Source organism: Saccharopolyspora kobensis, from assembly GCF_900108315.1.
Taxonomy (GTDB): Bacteria; Actinomycetota; Actinomycetes; order Mycobacteriales; family Pseudonocardiaceae; genus Saccharopolyspora; species Saccharopolyspora kobensis.
The window spans coordinates 65,439-81,402 of the sequence record NZ_FNVB01000015.1 but is presented as its reverse complement, the minus strand read 5'-3'; the positions used below and the strand labels follow the sequence as shown (position 1 = coordinate 81,402).

Annotated in this window: 14 protein-coding genes; 13 read left to right on the top strand and 1 reads right to left on the bottom strand. The window is 70.6% G+C overall.

Annotation, left to right across the window (positions count from 1 at the left end; translation table 11 throughout):
* Positions 1-65: 65 nt before the first annotated feature.
* From C4T78_RS33940 to C4T78_RS33880, 13 genes are all read left to right on the top strand, one after another.
* Positions 66-557: a DUF3180 domain-containing protein gene (locus C4T78_RS33940; RefSeq protein WP_374703921.1), complete on the top strand. Its 492-nt coding sequence runs from the start codon at positions 66-68 to the stop codon at positions 555-557.
* A gap of 278 nt (positions 558-835) precedes the next feature.
* Positions 836-1,675: a DUF6779 domain-containing protein gene (locus tag C4T78_RS33935; RefSeq protein ID WP_093357710.1), complete on the top strand. Its 840-nt coding sequence runs from the start codon at positions 836-838 to the stop codon at positions 1,673-1,675.
* Positions 1,676-1,725: 50 nt separating this feature from the next.
* Positions 1,726-2,994 carry a PrsW family glutamic-type intramembrane protease gene (locus C4T78_RS33930; protein ID WP_093357836.1) on the top strand — a complete coding sequence of 423 codons (1,269 nt, stop codon included), beginning with the start codon at positions 1,726-1,728 and terminating at the stop codon, positions 2,992-2,994.
* 313 nt (positions 2,995-3,307) lie between these two features.
* Positions 3,308-4,204, top strand: coding sequence for a Rossmann-like and DUF2520 domain-containing protein (locus C4T78_RS33925; protein ID WP_093357837.1), 897 nt, complete (start codon positions 3,308-3,310; stop codon positions 4,202-4,204).
* Between the two features lie 28 nt (positions 4,205-4,232).
* Positions 4,233-5,111, top strand: a complete 879-nt coding sequence (gene panC, locus C4T78_RS33920) for a pantoate--beta-alanine ligase (protein ID WP_093357711.1) — start codon at positions 4,233-4,235, stop codon at positions 5,109-5,111.
* An 82-nt stretch (positions 5,112-5,193) separates the two neighbouring features.
* Positions 5,194-5,670 (top strand): aspartate 1-decarboxylase, encoded by a 477-nt coding sequence (panD, locus tag C4T78_RS33915; protein WP_093357712.1) that lies wholly within the window; start codon positions 5,194-5,196, stop codon positions 5,668-5,670.
* A 234-nt stretch (positions 5,671-5,904) separates the two neighbouring features.
* A complete protein-coding gene (locus C4T78_RS33910) occupies positions 5,905-6,708 on the top strand; it encodes a type III pantothenate kinase (protein ID WP_093357714.1) in 804 nt (267 codons plus the stop codon).
* 211 nt (positions 6,709-6,919) lie between these two features.
* A complete protein-coding gene (lysS, locus tag C4T78_RS33905) occupies positions 6,920-8,374 on the top strand; it encodes a lysine--tRNA ligase (protein WP_374703923.1) in 1,455 nt (484 codons plus the stop codon).
* A 183-nt stretch (positions 8,375-8,557) separates the two neighbouring features.
* Positions 8,558-8,914 (top strand): histone-like nucleoid-structuring protein Lsr2, encoded by a 357-nt coding sequence (locus tag C4T78_RS33900; protein WP_093156493.1) that lies wholly within the window; start codon positions 8,558-8,560, stop codon positions 8,912-8,914.
* 314 nt (positions 8,915-9,228) lie between these two features.
* Positions 9,229-10,299 carry a FecCD family ABC transporter permease gene (locus C4T78_RS33895; RefSeq protein WP_093357715.1) on the top strand — a complete coding sequence of 357 codons (1,071 nt, stop codon included), beginning with the start codon at positions 9,229-9,231 and terminating at the stop codon, positions 10,297-10,299.
* On the top strand, positions 10,296-11,378 hold the full coding sequence (locus C4T78_RS33890; protein WP_093357716.1) for a FecCD family ABC transporter permease: 1,083 nt from the start codon (positions 10,296-10,298) through the stop codon (positions 11,376-11,378). The genes C4T78_RS33895 and C4T78_RS33890 overlap by 4 nt, the downstream gene beginning before the upstream one ends.
* Positions 11,375-12,214 (top strand): ABC transporter ATP-binding protein, encoded by an 840-nt coding sequence (locus tag C4T78_RS33885; protein ID WP_093357718.1) that lies wholly within the window; start codon positions 11,375-11,377, stop codon positions 12,212-12,214. Before C4T78_RS33890 ends, C4T78_RS33885 begins: the two co-directional genes overlap by 4 nt.
* Before the next feature lie 248 nt (positions 12,215-12,462).
* Positions 12,463-15,015 (top strand): ATP-dependent Clp protease ATP-binding subunit, encoded by a 2,553-nt coding sequence (locus C4T78_RS33880; RefSeq protein ID WP_093357719.1) that lies wholly within the window; start codon positions 12,463-12,465, stop codon positions 15,013-15,015.
* Between the two features lie 93 nt (positions 15,016-15,108).
* Here C4T78_RS33880 and C4T78_RS33875 read toward each other — a convergent pair whose 3' ends face one another.
* Positions 15,109-15,843, bottom strand: a complete 735-nt coding sequence (locus C4T78_RS33875) for a DedA family protein (RefSeq protein ID WP_093357721.1) — start codon at positions 15,841-15,843, stop codon at positions 15,109-15,111.
* Positions 15,844-15,964 lie beyond the last annotated feature (121 nt).

The following is a 15,964-nucleotide window of genomic DNA, read 5'->3' as shown; positions in this document are numbered from 1 at the left end:
GTCCTCTTCCACGCCGCCCGCCAGCCGGAACTCCCCGCGGGCGGCTCAGGTGCGATCCTGGTTCCGTGGCACCGCGACGAGCAGAGCACCTGTCCTTCACCAAGCCCGGTCAGCTGATCACCGCCGGGGTGGCAGCCGCGGTCGTGGTCTTCCTGCTCACCCAGCTCGCCTACGGCGACCTGCCGCAGCTGCCGCTGCCCGCCGGGGCGACGCTGCTGCTGATCGCGCTGGTGGACCTGGTCCTCGCACTGACCATGCGGCCCCGGATCAAGCGCAAGCCGGGCACCGAACCGGTGAACGCCCTGACCGCGGCGCGCGCGGTGGCGCTGGCCAAGGCCTCCTCGATGGCGGGCGCGATCATGGCCGGCGTCTGGATCGGCCTCGGCGCCTACCTGCTGCCGATCGTCGGCACCGTGGCGGCGGCCCAGACCGACATCATCGCCGCGGTGGTCGGTCTGATCAGCGCGGCGGCACTGATCGCGGCGGGCCTGTGGCTGGAGCACTCCCTGCGCAACCCCGACGAGCCGGAAGAACCCCTCGACGACGAGGAGGACTGAGCCCGACACGCCCGGTCGCGTCGCGATCACCGAGCGTCCCAGCGCCGCCGAAGGCTCCGCCGGACCCCGCTCCGCGGAGACTGGCGATTTCGCGCGAAACCGTCACCTCCGCCGCGCGGATCTCGCTGATCTCGCGCGAAATCGCCGCAGGGCGATGGGCGTCGGGACGCCGCCGTTCGGCCGTTCGGCGGCACGTGGCGTGGGCCACGGCGACCAAAGTGGAGTCGCGTTGCTCGCCTTCAGATCTCGAACTGATAACCGCCCGGTACCGTGGTGGCATGTCCGACCGCGGCACCACCGAGACCGAAACCCGCGCCGGCGGTTCGACCGCCCTGTGGGTCGGCGCGCTCGTCCTCGCCGCCGCCGCGACCGCCGTGCTGGTGATCAGCGATGACGCCCGCCTGCTGCGGTTGGGCCTGGTCGCCGCCCTGTGGTCGGCGCTGGTCGGCGCGTTCGCGGTCGCCCGGCTGCGGCATCGGGTCGCGCAGGGCGAGAAGCACGCCGAGGACCGGCAGCGGATCTACGAGCTGGAGCTGGAGCGGGAGATCGCGGCCCGCCGCGAGTTCGAGCTGGAGGCGGAGGCCGAGGCCCGGCGCAAGGCGGCCGAGGAGTCCGACGGCGAGCTGAAGGCGCTGCAGGCGGAGCTGCAGCGGCTGCGGGCGAGCCTGGAGCAGGTGCTCGGCGGTGACGTCCTGTTCGAGCGGGTCGCGCTGCGCGCCGAGTCCACCCGGGTCCGCTCGTTGACCGAGAACAGCAGCAAGATCGAGGGCCAGCTCATCCAGCCGGCGCAGGGCCGGGAACTGCCCGCCGCCCAGAACACCGAGATGATCAGCAGGCTGGCCGGTGAGGAGCACCGCCCGAAGCCCCGCCCGCGCGTCAAGCCGCAGGCGGCGCAGGCGCACCAGTCCCGCCCGGTGCAGACGCGCCGCCCGGAGAAGGTGCACCACCACGAGCCGCCGCAGCGCCCGCCGGAACCGCCGAAGCCGCAGGCGGAACCGGCACCCGCGCCCGCACCGGACCCGGCGGGTGCGCATGCCGAGGGAACCTCGGTGAACGACCTGATAGCGGCCTACGGCGCCGCGCCCGAGACGCCGCGCCGACGTCGGCGACGCGCCTGAGAAGGTGACTGTCCGGGCAACCCCGGACGCCCTTCTCTAGGGTTTTGTCCGTGTCGAGTCCTGATCTCCGGGGGCACGCCGCCGATCTCTCCGGCGCGCGCAAGCTCCAGACCCGCAAGCACCACGCCGTCGGTTGGCCGGTTGCCGGCCTGATCGTGCTCGGGATCTGCGGACTGGTGATGGCAGGTGTCACCACGTCGCGGGTCGGCCTGATGCCCGCCCTGGTCGGCGCTCTCGCGGCGCTGCTGCCGGTCGGCGTGGTGTTCGCCGCGATCATCTGGATCGACCGCTGGGAGCCCGAGCCGCCGATGCTGCTGCTCGGCGCGTTCCTGTGGGGCGCGGGCGGGGCGACCGCCTGCTCGCTGCTGCTCAACGACACCTTCATCCAGCTCGCCGACGCCCTGATCGGCCCCGACGACCAGAAGTTCTTCCTGACCGCGGTGATGGGCCCGCTGGTGGAGGAAGCGGCGAAGGCGCTGTTCGTGGTCGCGCTGTGGTTCAAGCGCCGCTCGGAGTTCAACGGGATGGTCGACGGCATCGTCTACGCGTCGCTGACCGCGGCGGGCTTCGCCTTCACCGAGAACATCCTGTACTTCGGCAAGGCCTTCGCGATCGGCGGCGTCGGCGGCACGGCCGGTGGCGTGGTGGCGGTGTTCATCATGCGCGGCGTGCTGGCGCCGTTCTCGCACCCGCTGTTCAGCTCCATGTTCGGCATCGGCATCGGGCTCGCCTCGCGCACCGACGACAAGCGGCTGCGCCTGGGCTACCTGCTGGGCGGGTTCGCCGCGGCGTTCCTGCTGCACGCGGTGTGGAACGCGGCGACGCTGCTGGGCGGCGTGGAGTTCCTCAACGTCTACTTCCTGATCATGGTGCCGATCTTCATGGGCACCTTCGGCCTGGTGGTGTGGCAGCGCAAGCGCGAGCAGCGGATCGTCATCCAGCAGCTGCCGGTGCTGGAGCGGGCCGGACTGATCGTGCGCAGCGAGATGGAGATGCTGGCCACCCTCGCGGGCCGGAAGGGCTGGCTGCGCAAGGTGCGCCGCAGCGCGGGCGCCGAGGCGGCTAAGGCGGTCCGCGACTACCAGATCGCGGTCACCGAGCTGGCGTTCCTGCAGCACCGGGCCGCCGAGGGCCGCACGACGAGCGCGGCCCGCCGGGCCCGCCGCGAGAAGCTGATCGAGGAGCTCAAGCAGGCCCGCCGTTCGGCCGCGGGCACCCAGCAAGCGATCCAGACGGCCCGGATCAAGCTCAACGAGCTCACCCAGCACAACATGAAGCGCCCGCTGCCCAAGCCCCCGCCCCAGCGCTCCCGCGACTGACCTGGCCGAGCGCCGGCGGGAGGCTCCGCGCAATTTCAATGGAAATCACATCTTCGATTTCAATGGAAGTTGCGCGACCTCCGGCGCGTCGGGGACCGACACGCCGGAGGCCGGCCGTCGGCGCACGGAGATCCACGCGATTTCAATGGAAATCAGACGTGTGATTTCCATTGAAATTGCGCGGGGGGCGGACGCGGGCGGGGCGTGGTGCTCGCCACCCGGGGCCCTTCGGCGGGCCGTTGGCGGGCTAGTCTCGCGCTGCTGTCCGGTACCCGGAGGTTGGGACTGGAACGGTATGGAGGACGACGTGGCGATGTCTGGTCGCACGGGCCCTCGGCTGCGCGTCGGAGTGATCTCCGCGGGCCGGGTGGGTGCCGTGCTGGGCGCGGCGTTGCAGCGAGCTGGACACCAGGTGGTCGCGGTATCCGCGGTGTCCGAGGCGTCGCTGCGCCGCGCGGAAGAAATGCTCCCCGAGGTGGCCGTGCTGCCGCCGGACGAGGTCGCCAAGCAGGCCGACCTGGTGCTGCTGGCCGTCCCGGACGACGCGATCTCCGGCCTGGTCCGCGGCCTGGTCGCCACCGGATCGCTGCGCGCGGGCCAGATCATCGCGCACACCTCCGGTGCGCACGGGGTCTCCGCGCTCGCGGCGGCGGCCGAGATCGGCGTGCTGCCCTTGGCGCTGCACCCGGCGATGACCTTCACCGGCCGGGCCGAGGACGTCGAACGGCTCGCCAACGCCTGCATGGCCGTCACGGCCTCCACCGCGGACGAGGCCGGTTGGAGCGTGGCGGAGGCGCTGGCCCTGGAGCTGGGGATGGAGCCGGTGCGCGTGCCGGAGGAGTCCCGGCGGCTGTACCACGCCGCGCTCACCCACGGCGCGAACCACCTGATCACGCTGGTCAACGAATGCGCGGAGCTGCTGCGCGGTGCGGGCGTCGACAACGCCGACCGCGTCATGGCCCCGATCCTGTCCGCGTCGCTGGACAACGCGCTGCGCTTCGGCGACCGCGCGATCACCGGCCCGGTGATGCGCGGCGACGCGGGCACGGTCCGCGCGCACCTCGCCGCCCTGCGCGAGGCGAACCCGGACGTCGTCGACGGCTACCGGGAGCTGGCCAGGCGGACCGCCGAGCGGAGCGAGCGCGCGGGCGTCCTGCGCGCGGACGGCGCCGCCGAGGTCCGCGAAGCACTTGACGAAGAGCCGTCGTGATCACGGCGCGCCGAACCCTGGAGTCGTGATGAGCGCAGCTTTCGAGCGCGGTGCGCTGACCGTGCACCGCGAACCCGCCGAGCTGGCGAAGGTCACCCGCGCGCTGCGGGCCACCGGCCGCAAGATCCACCTGGTGCCGACCATGGGCGCCCTGCACCGCGGGCACCTGGAGCTGATCGAGCGGGCCCGCCGCGACATCAACGCGGTGGTGGTCGTGTCGATCTTCGTGAACCCGCTGCAGTTCGGGCCGCACGAGGACTTCGACCGCTACCCGCGCAGCTTCGAGTCGGACCTCCAGCTGTGCCGCGAGGCCGGGGTGGAGCTGGTCTTCGCGCCGTCGGTCGAGCAGATGTACGGCACCGACCCGCAGCTGACCGTCCACTCCGGACCGCTCGGCGAGCAGCTGGAGGGCGCGGTCCGGCCGGGTCACTTCGACGGCGTGCTCACCGTGGTCCTGAAGCTGCTCAACATCGTCCGCCCGGACCTGGCGTTCTTCGGCGAGAAGGACTACCAGCAGCTGGTGCTGATCCGGCGGATGGCGCGCGAGCTGAACCTGGACGCGCGCATCCAGGGCATCCCCACCGTGCGGGAAGCCGACGGCCTGGCGCTGTCCTCCCGCAACGCCTACCTCAGCGACGAGCAGCGCGCCGCGGCGCTGGCGATCTCGGCCGCCCTGGCGGCCGGTTCGCACGCCGGACCGGCGGGCGCGGACGCGGTGCTCAAGGCCGCCGGCGAGGTGCTGGCCACCGAACCGTCGCTGCGGCTCGACTACCTGGAGCTGCGCGATCCCGAGCTCGGGCCGGTGCCCGCGGAGGGCGAGGCGAGGCTGCTGGTGGCGGCCCGCGCGGGCACCACCAGGCTGCTCGACAACGCCATGGTGCTGCTGAGCGCGCAGGAGCAGGGCTGAGCGGGCCGACGGTGGGAGCCACCGCGGCATCGCGCAAGATACGTCGGCGAGACGATGCGGTACCGGCCGTAGGAGGTCAGCGATGTTCCGCACCATGTTGAAGTCCAAGATCCACCGGGCCACGGTGACCCAGGCCGATCTGCACTACGTCGGCTCGGTGACGGTGGACGCCGATCTGATGGACGCCGCGGACCTGCTGGAGGGCGAGCAGGTCGCCATCGTGGACGTCACCAACGGCGCCCGCCTGGAGACCTACGTGATCACCGGCGAGCGCGGCTCCGGCGTGATCGGGATCAACGGCGCCGCCGCGCACCTGATCGAGCCCGGTGACATCGTGATCCTGCTGTCCTACGGCGTGATGGACGAGCTGGAGGCGCGGTCGTTCCGGCCGAAGGTGATCTTCGTGGACGCCGACAACCGGATCCTGGAGACCGGCGACCAGCCCGGCGTCGCGCCGGAGGGCTCCGGCCTGACCAGCGCCGCGGTGATCGCCGAATCCCCGGCGGAAACCGACGACGCGGCCAAGCTGGACGCCCTCCTGCAGCAACCCGAGCACTGAGCGCATGTCAGCGGTCGCGTTGCTCGGGTGGCCGCCCAGCGGAACCTGAGTGCTTCTCCGGACCGCGGGCGCCCTGTCCGATGCACGGCGCAGGGGCCGTCCTCGCCGGAAAAGGCACTCAGAACCCGCCGGTGGTCACCATGCATACGTGCTCAAAGCGGCTGGCGCCGCTCGCACGAGCGCGGACGGCTCCGCCGACAGTTACCAGATCAACCGGCACGGAAGGACGAAGCGGTGCTGCTGGCCATCGACGTCGGAAACACCAACATCGTGCTGGGCCTCTACGACGAGGAGTCGGACAGCTCCGACATCGCCTCGACGCTGGTGCACGACTGGCGGATGCGCACCGAGCCGCGGATGACCGCGGACGAGATGGCGCTGACCATGCGCGGCCTGCTCGGCGACCACGCCGACCGGATCACCGGCATCGCCGCCCTGTCCACGGTGCCCGCGCTGCTGCGCGAACTGCGCGTCATGCTCGGCAGGTACTGGAACGACGTGCCGCGCGTGGTCGTCGAGCCGGGCGTGCGCACCGGGGTCCCGCTGCTGGTCGACAACCCGAAGGAGGTCGGCGCGGACCGGGTGATCAACACCCTCGCCGCGCACCACCTGCACGCCACCAACTGCGTGGTGGTCGACTTCGGCACCTCCACCAACATCGACGTGATCTCGTCCAAGGGCGAGTTCCTGGGCGGCGCGTTCGCCCCGGGCGTCGAGATCTCGCTGGACGCGCTGGCCTCCCGCGCCGCGCAGCTGCGCAAGGTGGAGCTGGTCCGGCCGCGCTCGGTGATCGGCAAGAACACCGTGGAGTGCCTCCAGTCCGGCATCCTCTACGGCTTCGCCGGGCAGGTGGACGGCCTGGTCCGCCGCATCGTGGCGGAGCTGGAGGCCACCCACGGCGGCCCCACCACGGTCCTGGCCACGGGCGGCCTGGCGCCGCTGGTGGTGTCGGAGTCGACGACGATCACCCACCACGTCCCCGACCTCACCCTGCTCGGCCTGCGCCTGGTCTACGACCGGAACTTCAGCCGGGCCTGAACGCGCCGCCCGGTCGGCTCCCGTGAGCGCTTTGGGGCGCTATGACACCCCAAAACGCTCACGGACCACGGACGCCAAACCTCCGCCGCACCGAGCGATGGCCCTGCTCATTCGGTGAAACGGCGGAACCGTACCCTTGTTCTCCGTGACTGAGGACCGTTCCATTCCCCCGGCAACCAGCGACGACGGCGTTGACGACCTGCCGGAGCAGATGCGGGTCCGGCGGGAGAAGCGGGAGCGCCTGCTCGACGCCGGAGTCGACCCGTACCCGGTGACCCTGCCGATCACGCACGAGCTCGCGGAGGTCCGCGCCGCCCACCAGGGGCTGGAGCCGGACACCGCCACCGGCGCGCAGGTCGGCGTCGCCGGCCGCGTGATGTTCCTGCGCAACACCGGCAAGCTCTGCTTCGCCACGCTGCGCGCGGGCGACGGCACCGAGCTCCAGGCGATGCTCAGCCTGAAGCAGGTCGGCGAGGACGCGCTGGCCATGTGGAAGAGCGACGTCGATCTCGGCGACCACGTCTTCGTGCACGGCGAGGTGATCACCTCCCGTCGAGGCGAGTTGTCCGTGATGGCCGATGAATGGCGAATGGCGGCCAAGTCGCTGCGCCCGCTGCCGGTCATGCACAAGGAACTCGGCGAGGAAATGCGGGTCCGGCAGCGCTATGTCGACCTGATCGTCCGAAAGCAGGCCGCGGACACCGTGCGCACTCGGGCCGCGGTGCAGCGCTCGTTGCGGGAATCGTTCGACCGGCGCGGTTTCGTCGAGGTGGAAACCCCGATGCTGCAGACGTTGCAGGGCGGTGCCGCCGCGCGCCCGTTCGTGACGCATTCGAACGCCTTCGACATGGATCTGTTCCTCCGGATCGCACCGGAGTTGTACCTGAAGCGTTGCGTGGTCGGTGGGATCGAGAGGGTTTTCGAGATCAACCGGAACTTCCGCAACGAGGGGAGTGATTCTTCCCACTCCCCGGAGTTCGCCATGTTGGAGTTCTACCAGGCGTACGCCGATTACAACGACATGGCCGCGCTGACAAGGTCCCTGATCCAGGAGGCGGCGGAGAAGATCGCCGGTTCGCAGGTGGTCACCTGGTTCGACGGAACCGAGTACGACCTGTCGGGCGAGTGGACGTCGATCCGGATGTACGACTCGCTGTCCGAAGCGCTCGATTCGGAGATCACCCCGGAAACTCCGGTGGAGGTGCTGCGCAAGCACGCCGACTCGCACGGATTGCAGACCGATCCGGCGCACGGGCACGGAAAGCTCGTCGAGGAGCTGTGGGAGCACCTGATCGGCGACCATTTGAGCGCTCCGACGTTCGTTCGCGACTTCCCGGTGGAGACCTCCCCGCTCACCCGGCAGCACCGGGAGCAGCCGGGGCTGGCCGAGAAGTGGGACCTCTACGTCCGCGGCTTCGAGCTGGCGACCGGCTACTCCGAGCTGGTCGACCCGGTGGTGGAGCGCGCTCGCCTGGAGGAACAGGCCGCGCTCGCGGCGGCCGGGGACGACGAGGCGATGCCGGTCGACGAGGACTTTCTGCGCGCGCTCGAGTACGGAATGCCGCCCAGCGGTGGCGTCGGAATGGGTATCGACCGGTTGTTGATGGCGTTGACCGGTCTCGGTATCCGGGAGACGATCCTGTTCCCGCTGGTCCGGCCGGAATGACCCGATCAGGGCCGTCGAGGTGAATTTTCGGGCAGAGGTGAGTGCATTATCGCAGTTACTGCGCTAACCTGAGCCCAGAATCCATCGGTGACGGCTATTGGAGTACTTGCGGGGGAGTTCGCTCCCAGCGGTTCGCGCTGTCCCGTTCTGGCACATTTAGCTCTCCCGGGGAGGACTTCGAAGATGGCGCAGAAGGTCACGGTCACTCTTGTCGACGATCTGGACGGCGGCCAGGCCGACGAAACCGTCGAGTTCGGATTGGACGGCGTGTCCTACCAGATCGACCTTTCCGCCGACAATGCCGGCGAGTTGCGGGACGCTCTGGCGAACTACGTCTCCAACGCGCGGCGGGCGGGCGGCCGGAAGAAGCCGGGACCGCGTCCGGGTGGCGCCGGTGCGCGTTCCGCGGGCGGTTCCACGAGCGCGGATCGCGAGCAGAACCAGGCCATTCGGGAATGGGCCCGCAAGCGCGGCCTGAAGGTGTCGGACCGGGGCCGGATCCCGGCCGACATCGTGGAGCAGTACCACCAGGCGAACTGACCCGGTTCCGCCTCGCTTTTCGCGGTGCTGCGGGGGCTGTCCCGGTCGGGGCGGACCGCTGATCCCGCAGTGGTGCGAGTTGTGCGGTCGAGGGGCGTCGGCCCGGCGAAGTGCCGGGCGGGCGCCCCTCGTTGCGTTCGGATAACGCTATTCAACGCGAATCGCGAAAAGCGGCAATGATCTTTCCGCGGTGATTTCCGCCTGCGGACCCGCCGATCCGGTGTGACGGTGGACATTGCGCCCCGCCCTGTGCGACATGCTTAGGTGGGCCTAACCTAAGCACCGATCGGGTGATCCGGCAGAGGGAGTGGGACGTGAGTGGCAGCCTGGCCGTCGACGGTCCACGCGCAGCCGAGCAGGTCGCGCCCGGCGGCGCCCGCCTGCGCGAACGGCGCCGCAGGCGGCTCATCGGCATCGCGGTGCTGGTGGTGGCGCTCCTGGTCAGCTGCGTGCTCAGCGTCGTGGTCGGGGCCAAGACGATCCCGCTGACCGAGGTGTGGAGCGGCCTGTTCCAGCCGACGGGCACCGAGAACGACCTGATCATCCGCGAGCTGCGGGTGCCGCGCACCATCGTCGGCGTGCTGGCCGGGGCCGCGCTGGGCCTGGCCGGAGCGCTGATGCAGGGCCACACCCGCAACCCCATCGCCGATCCCGGCATCCTCGGCATCACCCAGGGCGCCGCGCTCGGCGTGGTGCTCGCGATCTACACCTTCAGCGTCACGACGCTGGTGGGCTTCATCTGGTTCGGCTTCGCCGGGGCGATGCTGGGCGCGCTGGCGGTGTTCGCCATCGGCTCGATCGGCCGCGGCGGCCCGACGCCGGTGACGCTGGCGCTGGCGGGCACCGCGATCAGCTTCCTGCTGCAGGCGATCACCTCGGCGCTGGTGCTCACCGACCAGCAGACGATGGACACCTACCGGTTCTGGAAGGTCGGCTCGATCGCGGTCACCGATCCCTCGGTGATCCCGCAGGTGCTGCCGTTCGTGCTGATCGGCATGGTGCTGGCGCTGACCAACGCGGGCGGCCTGAACGCGCTGTCGCTCGGCGAGGACGTCGCCCGCTCGCTGGGCCACCGGGTGGAGTGGTCGCGCCGGGCCGGGATCGCCGCGATCGCGGTCCTGGTCGGCAGCGCGGTCGCGATCTGCGGGCCGATCGGCTTCGTCGGGCTGATCGTGCCGCACGTGGCCAGGTTCTTCACCGGCGCCGACTACCGCTGGCTGCTGCCCTTCGCCGGACTGCTCGGCGCCGCGCTGGTGCTGCTGGCCGACGTGCTCGGGCGCATCGTGGCGCGGCCCTCCGAAGTCCAGGTCGGGGTGATGCTGGCGATGGTCGGCGCCCCGTTCTTCATCGCGCTCGTGCGTCGCAGGAAGATGGTGCGGTTGTGACCCAGGTGGTGGAAAGCGGGGTCGCCGGGCGGCGCCCGGCCCGGCTCGGGCCGTTCTCCGGCGTGCTGCGCTGGCGGCCGCTGGTGGCCCTGCTCGGCGGGCTGGTGCTGCTGCTGGCGGTCTTCGTGCTCGACGTGGGCCTCGGCGAGTACCGGATCAGCCCGGTCGAGGTGCTGCAGACGCTGGTCGGCGGCGGCGACCGGGCGCAGCAGATCATCATCTTGGAGCTGCGGCTGCCGCGAGCGCTGACCGCGCTGCTGGTCGGCGCCGCGCTGGGCCTGTCCGGCGCGATCATGCAGACCCTCGCGCGCAACCCGCTGGCCAGCCCGGACATGCTCGGCATCACCTGGGGCGCGGGCACCGCGGCGACGACGGTGATCGTGCTCGGCGGCACCGCGGGCAGCCTGGCCGGTGCGCTGGCCGACTACGGCCTGCCGCTCGTCGCCCTCGCCGGCGGGCTGCTCACCGGGATCGCGGTCTACGGGCTGGCCTACCGGCGCGGCGTGGACTCCTACCGCCTGGTGCTGGTCGGCGTCGGCGTCAGCGCGCTGGCGGGCAACGCCACCTACTGGCTGCTGACCGTCGGCGACGTCAACGAGGCGGGCCGCGCGCTGGTGTGGCTGACCGGCAGCCTCAACGCGCGCGGCTGGGAGCACGTGGTGCCCACGGCCATCGCGCTCTGCGTGCTGGTGCCGCTGACCCTGATCGGCGCGCACGTGCTCGGCGCGCTGCAGTTCGACGACGACACGGTCCGCGGGCTGGGCGTCCGCACCGACCTGACCCGCGGCGTGCTGCTGCTGGCCGCGGTGGTGCTGGCGTCGATCGCGACGGCGGCGGCCGGCCCGATCCAGTTCGTCGCGCTGGCCACCCCGCAGATCGCCCTGCGCCTGGCGCACACCTCGCGCCCGCCGCTGCTGTCCTCGATGGTTTTCGGGGCCGCGCTGGTGGTCGGCGCCGACGTCATCTCGCGAACCGCCTTCGGCTCGCTGGAACTGCCGGTCGGCATCGTCACCGCGATCCTGGGCGCGCCGTACCTGATCTACCTGCTCGTCCGTCGCTACCGGGAGGTCCGCGCATGACCGCGTCCGCCATGTCCAGGTCCGTTCGGCAGCGGCTGCACGCCACCGACCTCAAGCTCGCCTACGGCGAGCGGGTCATCGCCGACGGGCTGGACTTCGACGTCGTGGACGGCACGATCACCGCGGTGATCGGCCCGAACGGCTGCGGCAAGTCGACGCTGCTGCGCGCCCTCGGGCGGCTGCTGCACCCGCAGCGCGGCAGCGTGCTGCTGGACGGCAAGCAGATCCACAAGATGCCGACGAAGGAGGTCGCGAAGGTGCTCGGCCTGCTGCCGCAGTCGCCGGTCGCGCCCGAGGGCCTGACCGTCGCCGACCTGGTCGCGCGCGGACGGCACCCGCACCAGTCCTGGTACCGGCAGTGGTCCTCCGACGACGAGGCCGCGGTCGCCGAGGCGCTGGGCATGACCGGCATCGCCGACCTGGCCGACCGCACCCTCGACGAGCTCTCCGGCGGCCAGCGGCAGCGCGCCTGGCTGTCCATGGCGCTGGCCCAGGGCACCGACCTGCTGCTGCTCGACGAGCCGACCACCTACCTCGACCTTTCCCACCAGGTGGACGTGCTGGAGCTGGTCGGGCAGCTGCACGACGAGAGCGGCCGCACCGTGGTGATGGTGCTGCACGACCTCAACCTCGCGGCCCGCTACGCCGACCGGCTGGTGGCGATGAAGGACGGCGCGGTCGTCGCCGAGGGCGACCCGTCCGAGGTGCTCACCGAACAGCTGCTGGCCGAGGTCTTCGGGCTCCGGGCGCGGGTGATTGCTGATCCGGTGGCGGGTACCCCGATGGTGGTACCGATCGGTGGACGCACCGCCGGGAAGGTCGATCGGCCCAGCTAGGCGGGCCGTGTTCGCGCTCAGCGGAACGGGCCATCCGATAGGTGCAGATCCGGAATCCCGCAGGCCAGCGAGCCGTTGGTCAGGGTGCCGGACAAGAATGTGGGCAGCAGGCCGTAGCGGGCACGGACCGCGACCGGGTGGGGCTACTACAGTGGTCCTCAAGAGTGCTGAACCCGTCGTGGGCATCGGCGATGCAGGAGCCGTGTCCCAGCCAACGAGACCGCCGGCGCAGCAGTCAGGGAGTGCGAATGTTCGAGAGGTTCACCGACCGCGCGAGGCGGGTGGTCGTCCTGGCCCAAGAAGAGGCCCGGATGCTCAACCACAACTACATCGGCACCGAGCACATTCTCCTGGGCTTGATCCACGAGGGTGAGGGTGTCGCCGCCAAGGCGCTGGAGTCGCTGGGTATCGCGCTTGAGGGCGTGCGGCAGCAGGTCGAGGAGATCATCGGCCAGGGGCAGCAGGCCCCGAGCGGGCACATCCCGTTCACCCCGCGGGCCAAGAAGGTGCTGGAGCTGTCGCTGCGCGAGGCGCTGCAGCTCGGCCACAACTACATCGGCACCGAGCACATCCTGCTCGGGCTGATCCGCGAGGGCGAGGGCGTGGCCGCCCAGGTGCTGGTCAAGCTGGGCGCTGACCTCAACCGGGTGCGCCAGCAGGTCCTGCAGCTGCTGTCGGGTTACCAGGGCAAGGAGCCCGCGGAGGCCGGTGGCCGCGGCGAGGGCACCCCGTCGTCGTCGCTGGTGCTGGACCAGTTCGGCCGCAACCTGACGCAGAGCGCGCGCGAGGGCAAGCTCGACCCGGTGATCGGCCGGGAGAAGGAAATCGAGCGGATCATGCAGGTCCTCTCGCGGCGCACCAAGAACAACCCGGTGCTCATCGGCGAGGCGGGCGTCGGCAAGACGGCCGTCGTCGAGGGCCTGGCGCAGAAGGTCGTCAAGGGCGAGGTGCCCGAGACGCTGAAGGACAAGCAGCTCTACACGCTCGACCTGGGCTCGCTGGTCGCCGGTTCCCGGTACCGCGGTGACTTCGAGGAGCGCCTGAAGAAGGTGCTCAAGGAGATCAAGACCCGCGGCGACATCATCCTGTTCATCGACGAGATCCACACCCTGGTCGGCGCGGGCGCCGCCGAGGGCGCGATCGACGCGGCGAGCATCCTGAAGCCGATGCTGGCCCGCGGTGAGCTGCAGACGATCGGCGCCACGACGCTCGAGGAGTACCGCAAGTACGTGGAGAAGGACCCGGCCCTGGAGCGCCGGTTCCAGCCGATCCAGGTCGGCGAGCCCTCGCTGCAGCACACCGTCGAGATCCTGAAGGGTCTGCGGGACCGCTACGAGGCGCACCACCGGGTGTCGATCACCGACTCCGCGCTGGCGGCCGCGGCCAACCTGGCCGACCGCTACATCAACGACCGCTTCCTGCCGGACAAGGCGATCGACCTGATCGACGAGGCCGGCGCCCGGATGCGCATCCGCCGCATGACCGCGCCGCCGGACCTGCGCGAGTTCGACGAGAAGATCGCCGACGTGCGCCGCGAGAAGGAGTCCGCGATCGACGCGCAGGACTTCGAGCGGGCCGCCCGCCTGCGGGACGAGGAGAAGCAGCTCCTCGGCCAGAAGGAGGAGCGGGAGAAGCAGTGGAAGGCCGGTGACCTGGACGTGGTCGCCGAGGTCGACGACGAGCAGATCGCCGAGGTGCTGGCGAACTGGACCGGCATCCCGGTCTTCAAGCTCACCGAGGAGGAGACCACCCGCCTGCTCCGCATGGAGGAGGAGCTGCACAAGCGGATCATCGGCCAGAACGACGCGGTCAAGGCCGTGTCCCAGGCGATCCGCCGCACGCGTGCGGGCCTGAAGGACCCGAAGCGCCCGTCCGGTTCGTTCATCTTCGCCGGCCCGTCCGGTGTCGGTAAGACCGAGCTGTCCAAGGCGCTGGCGGAGTTCCTGTTCGGCGACGACGACGCGCTCGTGCAGATCGACATGGGTGAGTTCCACGACCGCTACACCGCCTCGCGGCTGTTCGGCGCCCCTCCGGGCTACGTCGGCTACGAGGAGGGCGGCCAGCTCACCGAGAAGGTCCGCCGCAAGCCGTTCTCCGTGGTCCTCTTCGACGAGATCGAGAAGGCCCACCAGGAGATCTACAACACGCTGCTGCAGGTGTTGGAGGACGGCCGCCTCACCGACGGCCAGGGCCGCACGGTGGACTTCAAGAACACGGTGCTGATCTTCACCTCGAACCTCGGCACCCAGGACATCTCCAAGGCCGTGGGCCTCGGCTTCTCCAGCGGGCAGGGGGCTGAGTCCAACTACGAGCGGATGAAGTCCAAGGTCCACGAGGAGATGAAGAAGCACTTCCGGCCGGAGTTCCTCAACCGGATCGACGACGTGATCGTCTTCCACCAGCTCACCGAGCAGGAGATCATCCAGATGGTCGACCTGCTGTCGGGCCGGGTGGAGAAGGCGCTCAAGGGCAAGGACATGGCCCTGGAGCTGACAGAGAGGGCGAAGAAGCTGCTGGCCAAGCGCGGGTTCGACCCGGTGCTGGGTGCGCGGCCGCTGCGCCGGACGATCCAGCGGGAGATCGAGGACAAGCTGTCCGAGAAGATCCTGTTCGGCGAGATCCAGGCCGGTCAGATCGTGATCGTGGACGTCGAGGGCTGGGACGGCGAAGGCGCCGACGACAAGGCGCAGTTCACCTTCCGCGGTGAGCCGAAGCCGTCGCTGGTCCCGGACAGCCCGCCGGTCGCGGTCTCGGCGAGCTCCGAGGACAAGTCGGAGGGCTCGGACTCCGAGTCCGCCTGACCCGACCGAAGCGAAGGCCCCGCCCCCTCCAGGGAGCGGGGCCTTCCGCTTTCCACCCGCCCGTCACCGGGTGGCGGGGTGCGAGGTGGGCCGTCAGCGGAGGCGGCGGATCTCCTCGGTGGGGGCTTCCGCGGAGACGCGGGCGAACTGGACCGTGGGGGCCTCTTCGACCTGGGCCGCCGGGCCGCCGCGGCGGTTGTTGCGGATGCGGACCGCGATGAAGGCCACCACCGCCAGGACCGCGAGGACCAGGACCACCTTGGAGAACACGCCCGCGTACTCCTCGACCAGGTACCAGCTCTCGCCGAGCAGGTAGCCCGCCACCACGAAGACCGTGTTCCAGATCAGGCTGCCGAGGGTGGTGAACAGCGCGAAGGTGCTCAGGCGCATGCGCTCGACGCCTGCGGGCAGCGAGATGAAGCTGCGGAACAGCGGGATCATGCGGCCGAAGAACACCGCCTTGACGCCGTGCTTGGCGAACCACGCCTCGGTCCGGTCGATGTCGGAGATCTTCACCAGCGGCAGCTTCGCCGCGATGGCGCGGGTGCGGTCGCGGCCCAGCGTGGCGCCGATGCCGTAGAGCGCGAGGGCGCCGACCAGCGAACCGAGCGTGGTCCACAGGATCGCGCCGACGAGCGTCATGTTGCCCTGGCTGGCGGCGAACCCGGCCAGCGGCAGGATCACCTCGGAGGGGATCGGCGGGAACAGGTTCTCCAGGGCGACGATGGCCCCGGCGCCGGGGCTGCCGAGGGCCTCCATCACGGAGATCACCCAGCCGGTGAAGCCGGTCGGTTCGGCGGAGGTGGCGGCAAACGTCGTCAGATCCATTCGAGCGGCTCCGGGTTGGGGTGCTCCGCCGCGGCTCGCGGCAAAAGCGGAACGATGATCGGAATAAATGTCCGTTTATTCCATGATTCCAGCCGTTCGGCGTACTCCGCCCACACTAAGA

Excerpts from the sequence above, each read along its gene's own strand:
- C4T78_RS33935 (WP_093357710.1), top strand. The coding sequence starts at position 836 with ATGTCCGACCGCGGCACCACCGAGACCGAAACCCGCGCCGGCGGTTCG.
- C4T78_RS33925 (WP_093357837.1), top strand. The coding sequence starts at position 3,308 with ATGTCTGGTCGCACGGGCCCTCGGCTGCGCGTCGGAGTGATCTCCGCG.
- panC (WP_093357711.1), top strand. The coding sequence starts at position 4,233 with ATGAGCGCAGCTTTCGAGCGCGGTGCGCTGACCGTGCACCGCGAACCC.
- panD (WP_093357712.1), top strand. The coding sequence starts at position 5,194 with ATGTTCCGCACCATGTTGAAGTCCAAGATCCACCGGGCCACGGTGACC.
- lysS (WP_374703923.1), top strand. The coding sequence starts at position 6,920 with ATGCGGGTCCGGCGGGAGAAGCGGGAGCGCCTGCTCGACGCCGGAGTC.
- C4T78_RS33900 (WP_093156493.1), top strand. The coding sequence starts at position 8,558 with ATGGCGCAGAAGGTCACGGTCACTCTTGTCGACGATCTGGACGGCGGC.
- C4T78_RS33885 (WP_093357718.1), top strand. The coding sequence starts at position 11,375 with ATGACCGCGTCCGCCATGTCCAGGTCCGTTCGGCAGCGGCTGCACGCC.
- C4T78_RS33880 (WP_093357719.1), top strand. The coding sequence starts at position 12,463 with ATGTTCGAGAGGTTCACCGACCGCGCGAGGCGGGTGGTCGTCCTGGCC.
- C4T78_RS33875 (WP_093357721.1), bottom strand. The coding sequence starts at position 15,843 with ATGGATCTGACGACGTTTGCCGCCACCTCCGCCGAACCGACCGGCTTC.